The 12705-nt window shown below is 36.2% G+C and carries 8 protein-coding genes and 2 tRNA genes; 5 read left to right on the top strand and 5 right to left on the bottom strand.

Translation table 11 applies throughout. The annotated features are described in order from the left end of the window. Positions 1-7: 7 nt before the first annotated feature. The 4 genes from prmA to aroQ all read right to left on the bottom strand — a co-directional run bounded on the left by prmA (position 8) and on the right by aroQ (position 3389). Positions 8-892 carry a 50S ribosomal protein L11 methyltransferase gene (gene prmA / locus ACFFIT_RS01155; protein ID WP_385875604.1) on the bottom strand — a complete coding sequence of 295 codons (885 nt, stop codon included), beginning with the start codon at positions 890-892 and terminating at the stop codon, positions 8-10. A 70-nt stretch (positions 893-962) separates the two neighbouring features. Beyond that, a complete protein-coding gene (accC, locus tag ACFFIT_RS01150; RefSeq protein ID WP_385875602.1) occupies positions 963-2303 on the bottom strand; it encodes an acetyl-CoA carboxylase biotin carboxylase subunit in 1341 nt (446 codons plus the stop codon). A gap of 31 nt (positions 2304-2334) precedes the next feature. Further along, complete coding sequence (accB, locus tag ACFFIT_RS01145; RefSeq protein ID WP_385875600.1) at positions 2335-2808, bottom strand: acetyl-CoA carboxylase biotin carboxyl carrier protein; 474 nt, start codon at positions 2806-2808, stop codon at positions 2335-2337. Positions 2809-2936: 128 nt separating this feature from the next. Beyond that, positions 2937-3389 carry a type II 3-dehydroquinate dehydratase gene (gene aroQ, locus ACFFIT_RS01140; protein ID WP_385875674.1) on the bottom strand — a complete coding sequence of 151 codons (453 nt, stop codon included), beginning with the start codon at positions 3387-3389 and terminating at the stop codon, positions 2937-2939. Between the two features lie 821 nt (positions 3390-4210). Between aroQ and ACFFIT_RS01135 the strand changes: the two genes are divergently transcribed. From ACFFIT_RS01135 to ACFFIT_RS01125, 3 genes are all read left to right on the top strand, one after another. Next, positions 4211-4287, top strand: a tRNA-Asn gene (locus ACFFIT_RS01135). Between the two features lie 23 nt (positions 4288-4310). Then, a tRNA-Asn gene (locus ACFFIT_RS01130) sits at positions 4311-4387 on the top strand. A gap of 319 nt (positions 4388-4706) precedes the next feature. Continuing rightward, positions 4707-6947 carry a YgiQ family radical SAM protein gene (locus ACFFIT_RS01125; protein ID WP_385875599.1) on the top strand — a complete coding sequence of 747 codons (2241 nt, stop codon included), beginning with the start codon at positions 4707-4709 and terminating at the stop codon, positions 6945-6947. A gap of 94 nt (positions 6948-7041) precedes the next feature. Here ACFFIT_RS01125 and ACFFIT_RS01120 read toward each other — a convergent pair whose 3' ends face one another. Next, complete coding sequence (locus ACFFIT_RS01120; protein WP_385875597.1) at positions 7042-7767, bottom strand: GntR family transcriptional regulator; 726 nt, start codon at positions 7765-7767, stop codon at positions 7042-7044. A 227-nt stretch (positions 7768-7994) separates the two neighbouring features. Between ACFFIT_RS01120 and mngA the strand changes: the two genes are divergently transcribed. Beyond that, positions 7995-9932, top strand: a complete 1938-nt coding sequence (gene mngA / locus ACFFIT_RS01115; protein WP_385875595.1) for a PTS 2-O-a-mannosyl-D-glycerate transporter subunit IIABC — start codon at positions 7995-7997, stop codon at positions 9930-9932. 50 nt (positions 9933-9982) lie between these two features. Further along, positions 9983-12685, top strand: coding sequence for a mannosylglycerate hydrolase (mngB, locus tag ACFFIT_RS01110; RefSeq protein ID WP_385875594.1), 2703 nt, complete (start codon positions 9983-9985; stop codon positions 12683-12685). Positions 12686-12705: the final 20 nt, after the last annotated feature.

Below are 12705 nucleotides of genomic sequence, written 5' to 3'. Positions count from 1 at the left end.
GTTTGAGCTATTGTTTGGAAACACCAGTAATTCTGCACCACTCCTCTTTTTCCGCAATCTCATCAATAGTAAAATCTTCCACATAGGCTAAAGCAACCTCTTCAGCTTGTGATGCAAGAACACCAGAAAGTCCAATCAACCCTTTGGAATTCACTTTAGCTTTTATCAATGGCGCTAACTCCTTAAGTGGACCTGCCAAAATATTAGCCACCACGACATCCGCTTTCAGATTATCAGGAGCATTTTGAGAAAGATATAACGTTAATCTGTCCTCAACGCCATTTCTTTTCGCATTATCTAAACTGGCTTCTATTGCCTGAGGATCGATATCAATACCAATAGCTGATTTTGCACCTAACTTTAATGCAGCAATCGCTAAAATGCCAGAACCACAACCAAAATCGATTACTGTTTTATCTAATAAATCAAGGCCATCTAACCAACTTAGGCATAAGGAGGTTGTAGGATGCGTCCCAGTTCCAAAAGCAAGGCCTGGATCTAAAAGTACATTTACCGCATCAGGGTGAGGGGCTTCTTTCCAACTTGGGCAAATCCATAACCGTTTACCAAATTGCATCGGATGAAAATTATCCATCCATTCTCGCTCCCAATCTTTGTCTTCAATTTGCTCAATTTTATGTTTGAAATTAGGTCCTAGAATGGAAACATAACTTAGCTGTTTTATGACTTTTTGCATGTCATGCTCTGCATCAAATAGCCCAATAATATCTGTATTATGCCAAAGTAAAGTCTCACCTGGCAAAGGTTCATAAACAGGGTCGTCGTGCGTATCTTGAAATGTGACACTCAGTGCACCAAATCCCATCAATGCATCACTTATTCGGTTTGCATGCTTATCTAAAGCAGGTATTTTAATTTGTATCCAAGCCATATAGCCCCCAAAAAAATGCCCTCATGTGCATGCACTGAGGGCTTAAATTAACATTACATAAAGTTTCGTGTTACAAACCGAGTTTTTTCTCTAAATAATGAATGTTTGTTCCCCCTTTCTGGAAGTTTTCATCATTCATAATTTTTTGTTGTAATGGAATGTTAGTTTTGATGCCATCAACAATTAATTCATTAAGGGCATTTTTCATTCGAGCAATAGCCACTTCCCTTGTTTCTCCGTAAGTAATTAATTTACCTATCATTGAATCGTAGTGAGGTGGAACACTGTAACCAGCATAGATATGGGACTCCCAACGGATCCCCATTCCACCTGGAGCATGGAAGCGAGTTATTTTACCTGGGCTTGGTAAAAAAGATTCTGGATCTTCAGCATTTATTCGACATTCAATCGCATGACCCGTGAGCTTGATATCGGATTGTTTAATTGTCAGTGGTAATCCTGCAGCAACACGGAGTTGCTCTTTAATTAAATCAACACTGGTAACCATTTCAGTTACAGGATGTTCTACTTGAATACGGGTATTCATTTCTATAAAGTAAAATTCACCATTTTCGTATAAAAATTCAAAAGTACCTGCACCGCGATAACCAATTTCTATACAAGCATTTGTACAACGTTCACCAATACGCTTACGATCGGCCTCACTAATACCAGGCGCTGGAGCTTCTTCTACTACTTTTTGGTGGCGGCGTTGCATTGAACAGTCACGTTCACCTAAATAAACAGCATTACCTTGACCGTCTGCCATCACCTGAATTTCAATGTGTCTTGGATTTTCAAGGAATTTTTCCATGTAAACCATATCATTATTAAATGCAGCTTTTGCTTCAGCTTTAGTCATGATGATAGAAGATTCAAGTTCCTCTTCTGAACGAATGACGCGCATTCCACGACCACCACCGCCACCAGATGCTTTTACAATGATAGGATATCCAATTTTTTTTGCTAATTCACGATTCAGCGCCATATCTTCAGTTAATGGACCATCAGATCCAGGAACGCATGGAACGCCCGCTTTTTTCATTGCACTAATAGCGGAAACTTTATCTCCCATAAGACGTATAGTGTCAGCTTTAGGACCGATGAAAATAAAACCAGAATGTTCCACTTGCTCAGCAAAATCTGCATTCTCAGCTAAAAAACCATATCCTGGATGGATAGCATCAGCTCCTGTGACTTCTGCAGCAGAAATTATTGCTGGAATATTCAAGTAACTTTTTACAGATGGAGCAGGACCAATACATAAAGTTTCATCAGCAAGTAAAACGTGTTTTAAATCTCTATCGGCAGTAGAGTGAACTGCTACCGTTTTAATTCCCAATTCTTTACAAGCACGCAAAATTCGAAGAGCTATTTCTCCACGATTTGCAATAAGTACTTTATTTAACATGTTAACCTCAATGTCTTGTTCGATGAATAGATTATTCGATAACAATCATAGGTTGGTCAAATTCTACAGCTTGACCATTTTCTACAAGGATAGCAGTCACAGTACCTGATTTATCTGCTTCGATTTGATTCATCATTTTCATCGCTTCAACGATGCAGATCGTGTCACCTACAGTGACTTTTTGACCTACTTCAACAAATGCTGCTGATTCAGGGCTTGGTGAGCGATAGAAAGTACCGACCATTGGTGATTTCACTGTATGACCAGAAATAGCCGCTGGTGCTTCCGCAGACATGCTGGTTTGAGTTGCAACGGCTGCACTTAAGTTTTGAACAGGAGCTTGGGCTGCAGGAGCATACATAGGCTGCATTTGCGGCATGGCAACAACTTGATTTGGAGCATGGCGTGAGATGCGAACTGAATCTTCACCTTCAGTAATTTCTATCTCTGATACACCCGAATTTTCAAGTAATTCGATTAATTTTTCAATTTTTTTAATATCCATAATGTCTCTCTCTTGTTTTAAATAGTGAATATTGCGTTTTAAAGTGTCATCATAAAACAGCGAATTAAATTGTCATAATTAGAATTTTTAAGGTATTTTATTTGATTTTTCTGGATAATGATATAGCACTATGACATTTTGCGTAGTGAGTCGATAGCAAAATCGACTGCATAATCATATCCTTTGTGGCCCATTCCACAAATAACTGCTTTAGCTACGTCTGAAAGATACGAGTGGTGTCTAAAGGGTTCTCTTGCATGGACGTTTGAAAGATGAACTTCAATAAAAGGAATATTGACTGATAACAAAGCATCTCTTATGGCTACACTTGTATGCGTAAACGCACCAGGATTAATTATAATAAAATCTATTTTTTTATATCCTTTATGAATTTTTTCAATTAGTTCGTGTTCAGCATTAGACTGAAAATCAGCCAATGTGATATCTTGAGTTGAATATTTTGTTTTTAGTTGCTCAATAATATTGCCGAGCGTTAAAGCACCATATTTCTCAGGCTCTCTAATTCCTAGCATATTAAGATTCGGCCCATTAAGAATGAGAATATTGAAATTTTTTTGCATAATAGATAGTCGATAGTTTTTAGAATTCATTATTCGTAATTGCCTAATAAATTAAGAACCTTTAATTCAATTGGTTATAATTAGTTAAGCAATTTGCATTCAAATAAAGTGAGAGATATTACCATAAGTATTTATCTTTTGTCGCCATTAATCATTAATATCATTCGTGATAGAGAAAAAATAATTAGATTTTTGATACACTTCACTCTTTGTTAATAAATCCACTGGTTGATGTATTGTTAAAATCTGGGCTTTGAATTTAGCTGTCATTTTAGGTTAAGTTAAGCGTTATATTCTATAAATCATTCAATTTGTTGTTTATAGCAACTAGCATAGCTACAATAGATATTTATCTCGAAATATAGTATTTATAGATATAATTAACGTCAACAAATTGATTATATAGGAATGACTACATTGCAGCAAAATACCATAAAATGAAAAACATTGAGTTGTTTTTTTCATTAATTTTCAATTAATGAGTTAAAAATAGAACTGCATCACAAGAAATAAATAAATTAATTGAAATTCAAAAATGTCTAAAAACCTAGTATGTATATACTCAGAGTAATGCATTATTTGTCTTCAAAGCCTAAATACGAGTTTTCACTTCATTAGTCATAATTAGGCGTAGAGTTGCTATCAAGATAATTTTTACCCTAAACATATAAAGCGTGTATTTTGAATCTTGCCAGTTAAAAGTATTGAACAGTTAAATCCCCCTCCTTTTGGTTATTAGTTAAACACTTGAGTATTTTTTTGCAAAATTGCTTTGACAACTGTTAAATATATCGATATCATTTGCGCTGTTTTTAGGATGTTCCTCTGTAGCTCAGTCGGTTAGAGCGACGGACTGTTAATCCGCAGGTCGCTGGTTCGAATCCAGCCAGGGGAGCCAACTTAAAAATAATATTTTGTAATTCCTCTGTAGCTCAGTCGGTTAGAGCGACGGACTGTTAATCCGCAGGTCGCTGGTTCGAATCCAGCCAGGGGAGCCAAAATTATCAACTCTTAATCTAATCATTTTGTTTACCTCAGAATCAAACTTTTCTAACTATAACTTCAAAGAAAAAATTTATTTTCACTAATGTTTTACTTGATTACATAGATCTTTACCTAAATTAAAATAGTCTAATGTATTTTGATTTTTAAGGTGTTGTAGAATAAAATCGTAAATTTAATTAATTAACGTGACTCTTTACTTTGAAGAATCCTAAGCAACAGCTATAATGTTCTAGTTCATGTCATCGCTTATTACCTAATTGTGCGTAATCATAGTCGATATTCCACATTCTTTTAAAAATAAAACTAAAAAATATGTCAAATACCAATCAGGGTAAACATTTACAAGCTAAAAACTTACTCGAAAAAAATAAACCTGAGTCTCTAATAAAAACAGATAAACATCTGTTTTCGTATACCCCTTATTGGGCAGAGTGCTACGGTACTGCGCCCTTTTTACCCATGTCGCGAGAAGAGATGGATGTTCTAGGTTGGGATAGTTGCGATGTCATTATTGTGACAGGTGATGCGTATGTCGATCACCCTAGTTTTGGTATGGCTATCGTTGGTAGGCTCTTAGAAGCTCAAGGCTTTCGCGTGGGAATCATTGCTCAGCCTGATTGGAGCAATAAAAATGATTTCATGAAGCTTGGTAAGCCCAATTTATACTTTGGTGTTGCTGCAGGTAACATGGACTCAATGATCAATCGTTACACTGCTGATAGAAAATTGCGACACGATGATGCTTACACACCCAATAATGAGGGGGGTAAACGCCCCGATAGAGCTTCCATTGTATACACTCAACGCTGTAAAGAGGCCTTTGCTGATGTCCCTGTCGTTCTAGGTGGAATTGAAGCCAGTCTTAGACGTATTGCTCATTATGACTATTGGTCTGATAAAGTAAGACGTTCTATTTTATTTGATGCCAAAGCTGATTTTTTAATCTATGGCAATGCAGAAAGACCTTTGGTTGAATTAACCCATCGTTTAGCTGCTGGTGAAAAGATAGAAGAAATTGAAGATATTCGTGGTACAGCCATGATACGTAAATTTCCACGCTATGATTGGAAGGGGGTTGATTCTACTCATTTTGATACCCCTGGAAAGATAGATCCTATACCTAATCCATATGGCGAAGATCTTGCCTGTCAAACACAGGGTGGTCCAACAAAAGACGAAAATGCAATCTCTGCTATTGATGCAATCGATGAAAAATTAAACATTAAAAAAGCTGCAGAGCCTCAGCGCATTACAATTCAACCCGCTAAGGTAAGGCCTTGGGAAAAAACATATATATTGTTACCTAGCTTCGAGCAAGTAGCGAACAATAAAGTACTATATGCCCATGCTTCACGCATTTTACACCATGAGACTAATCCTGGTTGTGCGCGTGCATTAATGCAACAACATGGTGATAGATATCTATGGGCTAATCCACCAGCTATTCCTTTGACTACTGATGAAATGGACAGCGTATTTGGTTTACCGTATCAGAGGATTCCTCATCCAAGTTATGGTGGGGCGAAAATACCAGCATACGAAATGATTCGCTTTTCCGTTAATATTATGCGTGGTTGTTATGGTGGATGTTCTTTTTGTTCTATTACAGAGCATGAGGGACGAATTATACAAAGCCGTTCAAAGGAATCGATCATCAGGGAAATCGAAGATATTCGTGATAAAGTGCCAGGCTTTACAGGTATTATTTCTGATTTAGGTGGCCCTACAGCGAACATGTATATGCTTAAATGCACATCTCCTAAAGCAGAAGAGTCATGCAGAAGGGCCTCTTGTGTTTATCCCACCATCTGTCCATTTATGGATACAAATCATGAGCCTACTATCGAACTTTATCGTGAAGCGAGAAGTTTACCTGGAATCAAAAAGATTTTGATTGCCTCAGGGGTCCGTTATGATTTAGCCGTGGAAGATCCTCGTTATATTAAAGAGTTAGCTGAGCACCATGTGGGAGGCTACCTTAAAATAGCGCCAGAGCATACGGAAGAAGGGCCTCTGTCTAAAATGATGAAACCTGGTATGGGGACTTATGATAAGTTTAAACAACTTTTTGATATGTACTCTAAAAAAGCAGGTAAAGAACAATATCTTATTCCTTATTTTATATCGGCACATCCAGGTACAACGGATGAAGATATGGTGAATCTTGCGCTTTGGTTGAAGAAAAATCGATTCAGGTTAGATCAGGTTCAAAATTTTTATCCTTCTCCAATGGCAAATGCAACAACCATGTATTATACAGAAAAGAATCCTTTGAGGCCTATTGATCATAATAGTGAAAAAGTAGAGAGTGCCAAAGGTGATAAGCAACGTCGTTTACATAAAGCTTTATTGCGATATCATGATCCTGCTAATTTTAAAATGATAAGAGAAGCTCTAGAAACTATGGGATTGACACATCTAATAGGTAATAAAAAAGAGTGTTTAGTACCCCCACCTAGTCGTGACGAGGTGCGTGAAGCGCAGAGAAAAAATCGTAGGCAAAGCTTTCAGCCGGCGATGACAAAACATACCAAGGTAAAAATAGCTCGATAACCTTGAAAAATGAGATAAAAAAACCATATGTCATAATTGTGATATATGGTTTTTTTTATAAAAGCTAAATAGAGATTTTAATCTTTTAATACATTTAGATTTTAATTGATTTTCTTTTTGCTGTAAGGGTGAATTTATATTCAGAGGATTTGAAAAAATTTCTGCTATATTCAAATCGAGTCCCATCTATTAAGTATCCAATAGATATTTTTTCAATGATAGGCTGTTCCATAGGAATAGCTAAATGTGTACAAACATCTTTATTGGGCATAACAGCCAATATTTCTTGTTCACTTCTATCTATCACCATTTTCTTCATATGTTCTATGTAATAATACTTTGAACCTTGCATAGTTTCATAGGTAAGATCAGGAAATAATCTTAATGGGAGCCATGTTTCTTCTAGGGTAATTGCTTTTTTGTCAATAAATCGTACTCTTTTAATATAATAAACTTTTTCGTTATCTGTTAATTGTAATGTATTTGTTATGTTTTTGTTTGGTTTTGTTATTGTGAATTCTAAAACATCACTGTGAGAGTGCCTACTGCTCGTATCAAACTTTTCCTCAAAACCTGTCATTTGATAGATATCATAATCAACTAGTGCTTGCTTAACATAAGTACCACTGCCTTGAATACTTTCTAAAACATCCTCTTCTATAAGTTTTTTCAGCGCCTGTCTGACGGTAACACGACTGACACCAAATATCTTACAAAGTTCGGCTTCTGTTGAAATTGCATCCCCTGGAGCAAACTCACCTTGTTTGATTAGATCTTTAATTGAATTTGCAATTGTTCTATATCTTGGCTGCTTCGCCATAATTGACCTCTGCTTCTTAATATTCAGCTCATGAAAATAAGTATTCCAGCTGAATTATTATAAAAAGTGTGATAATTGTCTTGTTTTTGTATTGTATTTGTATTATTTTTATATGAGTTATTATACGATTTATAAGCAATTATAGCGAATGAAATTAGATTGTAGCTATAAAAGTACGAGGCTTATGCATATTTAGATAAGGTTTACCTATTGATAAGGGGAAAACAATGAATCTTACCCAATTAACAACTCAAGAACTAATATATATCCAATCTCCTTTTTCTAATAGCGATGAGGCGATTAATGCATTAATTGAAGGTTTGTACCAAAAAGGTAAAATTTCAGATAAATCAGCCTTTTTAAATGCTGTGATGCAACGTGAATCAGAAGGCCCGACGGCGCTAGGGGAAGGACTAGCTATTCCTCATGGTAAATCAGTGGCAGTCAATGAAGCTGCATTTGCTGTAGCAACACTAGCACAGCCAATAGCGTGGAATGGGATTGATGGAGAGGAAGACGTTAATTTAATTTTTTTACTTGCTATACCGGAAGCACAAGCTGGTACTACACATATTCAACTGCTCACCCAATTAACAACTGCTTTAGTGGATGATGAGGTAAGAGAAAAAATCATTCATGCCAAAACTTCCGAGGAGTTATTAGGATTACTGTCTCAAGCGATTGAGGAACAATTAGAACCAACAGAATCATCATCAGAAGTTGCTTTACTGGAAAAAGCGCCAGTCATTGTTTGTGTAACAGCCTGTCCTGCCGGTATAGCTCATACTTATATGGCGGCTGAATATTTGGAAAAGGCAGGAAAAAAATTAGGTGTTAAAATCGTTGTTGAAAAGCAAGGAGCTAATGGGATAGAAGGAAGAATTTCTGTTGAAGATTTTGATAATGCGACGGCTTGTATTTTTGCTTCAGAAGTAGCTATCAAAGAATTAGAACGATTCTCAGGTCTGCCGACCATTAAAGTACCTGTTGCTGAACCCATCAAAAGAGCAGAAAGTATTATTAATGAGGCGCTAGAATTAGCTAAAAAGACGCCAAGAGATATGACTAAATCACATAAAACCGCGACAGTTGAAAATAAAGTTGGCTTTAAAACCGAACTAAAACAGGCGCTTTTAAGTGGTATATCTTTTGCAGTCCCACTGATAGTTGCAGGGGGAACTGTATTAGCTATAGCAGTTTTAATCACTCAAATCTTTGGACTTCAAGCAGTCTATGAGACAGAGAATTCTTGGTTATGGCTTTATCGAAAATTAGGTGGTAATTTGCTAGGGGTGCTCATGGTACCTGTACTAGCAGCTTATACCGCATATTCTTTAGCAGATAAACCTGCATTAGGTCCTGGATTTGCTGCGGGTGTAGCGGCAAATTTAATTGGTTCTGGATTTTTAGGGGGTATAGTCGGTGGATTGATAGCAGGCTATGTTATGCGTTATGTAAAGCAATATATCCGCTTATCTCCTACATTTAATGGTTTTTTGAGTTTTTATCTCTATCCTGTAATTGGTACTTTAATTGCAGGAAGTCTAATGCTTTTTGTCATTGGTAAGCCTGTTGCATTTGTAAATACGGGCCTTACTAATTGGTTGAACTCTTTATCTGGAAGCAACGCCCTATTATTAGGTGTTATAATTGGATGTTTTGTCTCCTTTGATTTAGGCGGCCCTGTTAATAAAGCCGCTTATGCGTTCTGTTTAGGGGCTATGGCAAATGAGGTGTACGGGCCTTATGCAATTTTTGCCTCTGTTAAAATGGTGTCTGCATTTACAGTAACAGCATCTACATTAATGGCTCCTAAATTATTTAAAGACTTTGAAATTGAAACGGGCAAGTCAACTTGGTTATTGGGCTTAGCCGGGATCACAGAAGGAGCTATACCTATGGCCATAGAAGATCCTATCCGTGTTATTGGTTCATTTTTAGTAGGATCTGCTGTGACTGGTGCTATAGTTGGATGGGCGTCGATTGGTTTATCAACCCCAGGCGCAGGAATATTTTCTATGTTTCTTCTGACTGAAAATCCACTAGGAGCATTTGCCTCTGCAGGAATATGGTTTGGTGCGGCTTTGCTCGGTAGTTTGATTTCTACCCTTGTGTTGATCTCATGGCGCAAACACGCTGTCGCAACCGGAAAATTTGCAATATAAATTTTAAGTTGCCTATGTAAAACGCATAGGCATATTTTTGAGGATAAAATATGAATATAAATACAGAGGCAAATAGAGAGATCAATGTGCATATTACTCCACATATGCATTGGGATAGAGAATGGTATTTTACTGCTGAGCATTCTCGTATTCTACTAGTGAATAATATGGAAGAAATTTTGACTCGATTAGAATCTGATCCTGATTATCCTTTTTATGTACTTGATGGACAAACAGCTATTTTAGAAGATTACTTCGCTGTCAAGCCAGATGCAGTTGAACGTGTTAAAAAATTAGTTGAAGAAAAAAGGCTTATCATCGGCCCTTGGTATACTCAGACTGATCTTATGATGGTTGGGGCAGAGTCGATTACACGTAATCTACTTTACGGAATGAAAGACTGTAAACCCTTTAAAGAAGTAATGAATATAGGGTATTTACCAGACTCATTTGGTATGAGTGCAGCATTGCCACAAATTTTAAACGGTTTTGGCATTGAAGATGCCATGTTTTGGAGAGGATGTAGCGAGAGACACGGAACACATCATACAGAATTTGTATGGAAATCTATTGATGGTAGTGAAGTAATAGCTCAAGTATTACCTTTAGGATATGCAATAGGAAAATACCTACCAGATGATAAAGACGCGTTATTTAAACGTTTAAATAACTATTTAGAAGTGCTCAAAAAAGCATCATTTGGCGGTGATTTGTTACTACCAAATGGGCATGATCAAATGCCTATCCAACAAAATATTTTCGACATTATAGAGTTGTTAAAGGAAATATTTCCTAATTATAATTTCTTACTTAGCCGCTATGAGACAATTTTTGAGAAGCTGAAAGTGAAAAAGGATCAACTTCCAAGATTAATAGGAGAATTTAATGATGGAAAATATATGCGGGTTCATCGCACAATTTCTTCTACAAGAATGGATATCAAAATACAAAATGCGGTCATAGAAAATAAAATCAGTAACCAATTAGAGCCATTAGCAACCATTGCATATTCACTTGGATGTGAGTATCACCATGGTTTAATTGAGAAAATGTGGAAAGAAATTATGAAAAATCATGCCCATGACTCAATAAGTTGTTGCTGTAGCGATCCTGTTCATCAAGAAATCAAGTCGAGATTTTGGCTTGCCGATGATATGGCTGAAAATTTAATACAATTTTACATGCGTAAGATTGTAGATAATATGGAGAAAATTCCTAGTTCAGAATCCGGAACATTTAGAGATAGGTTAGCATTTTTCAATTTTTTACCTTATCCACGTAACAGTATTGTGAATGCGATTATACGTATTCGAGCAAGTGATTTTAATTTATATGATGTTGCAGGAAATAAAATTGAATATAGCATTCTTAGCGCTAAAGAAATCGATCCTGGATTAGTCGATAGGCAGATTGTTCATTATGGTAATTACGATCCTTTCATGGAATATGAAATTCAGTTGCCGATAGAAATACCTGCGATGGGCTATGTAGCATTGAGTATTGAAAAAAAATCTGCTTCTGGAAGCAATGATGCCATCTCGATTCTTGATAGAAAAGAAAATTCAAGCAACAAAATTGAAAATGATTTTTATATTATTGAAATACAGGCAAATGGCAGTATCAATATTACGGATAAAAAAACCAATAGAACTTTCGATAACGCATTACTTATAGAAGAGGGATCTGATGATGGTGATGAATATGATTACTCGCCATCAAGAGATGAATGGTTATTATATAGTACAGAAAATAAAGCTAAGGTAGAGATCACTTCATCGCCATGGCAAGAAAAAGCCAAAATTCAAATAGAAATGTCTGTACCAAAAGATTTAGATGCACGAAAAGATAAATTAAAAAATAGTTTAATTGAAATTACTTTTACAGTTGCCTTAAATAGGGGGGATTCACAAATTCATATTGATGCCTACTGGAAAAATGACGCTGAAGATCACCGAGTAAGAGTTCTATTTCCTTATCAATGGATAAGTGAATCAGTCATCGCAGACACACAATTTGGAACAATTTCAAGACCGGTTAAAGATGACGCTATGACTTATTGGGAGCAAGAAGACTGGAAAGAAGCACCAATTCCAGTATGGCAAATGCTTAACTTTGTTGCCGTAGAAAATGAAGTAAAAAATATGTCTTTTGCGCTATTTACTGAAGGTTTAAGAGAATTTGAAGTCATTGATTGGCAAGGTAATCAAGCAATAGCGTTGACCTTATTCCGTTCAGTGGGTGTACTTGGCAAGGAAAATTTATTATTAAGACCGGGGCGCCCTTCGGGTATTAAGCTACCAACTCCGGATTCACAAATGTTAGGCCACTTTAGTACTAGAATTGGTCTAGGTATTTATCAAGACAGTGTTGAGAATGCAGAAATCATGCGTCAAGCTAAGGAATTCAATACACCGATACGTTTTTATAATAAAATTCCTTATGACGCAATGAAATTGAATCTTGAGTCATTTATAACACCTGTAACATATAGTTTAGTCAATACGAAACCTGGCAAAATAACGTTGAGTGTACTAAAAAAAGCAGAAAATAGTGATGCAATAATAAGTCGATGGTTTAATCCTTCTTCAACAAACCAAAATAACATTGCCTTGCCTAAATTTAATTTACCCTATAGGAAATATTTTGAGGTTAATTTAGCTGAAGAGCAAATAAAGCAAGATAATTTATTAGATTCAGAAGTATATTTTAATCCTAATCAGGTCAAAACGTTCAGTTTTAAAATTGATAAGTAATCATGCCACACTAAATGTGG

The sequence above is a fragment of the Thorsellia kenyensis genome (assembly GCF_042432445.1).
Lineage (GTDB): Bacteria > Pseudomonadota > Gammaproteobacteria > Enterobacterales > Thorselliaceae > Thorsellia > Thorsellia kenyensis.
This window is presented reverse-complemented; position numbering and strand designations above follow the sequence as displayed.

Excerpts from the sequence above, each read along its gene's own strand:
- accC (WP_385875602.1), bottom strand. The coding sequence starts at position 2,303 with ATGTTAAATAAAGTACTTATTGCAAATCGTGGAGAAATAGCTCTTCGA.
- ACFFIT_RS01125 (WP_385875599.1), top strand. The coding sequence starts at position 4,707 with ATGTCAAATACCAATCAGGGTAAACATTTACAAGCTAAAAACTTACTC.
- mngA (WP_385875595.1), top strand. The coding sequence starts at position 7,995 with ATGAATCTTACCCAATTAACAACTCAAGAACTAATATATATCCAATCT.
- aroQ (WP_385875674.1), bottom strand. The coding sequence starts at position 3,389 with ATGCAAAAAAATTTCAATATTCTCATTCTTAATGGGCCGAATCTTAAT.
- mngB (WP_385875594.1), top strand. The coding sequence starts at position 9,983 with ATGAATATAAATACAGAGGCAAATAGAGAGATCAATGTGCATATTACT.
- accB (WP_385875600.1), bottom strand. The coding sequence starts at position 2,808 with ATGGATATTAAAAAAATTGAAAAATTAATCGAATTACTTGAAAATTCG.
- prmA (WP_385875604.1), bottom strand. The coding sequence starts at position 892 with ATGGCTTGGATACAAATTAAAATACCTGCTTTAGATAAGCATGCAAAC.
- ACFFIT_RS01120 (WP_385875597.1), bottom strand. The coding sequence starts at position 7,767 with ATGGCGAAGCAGCCAAGATATAGAACAATTGCAAATTCAATTAAAGAT.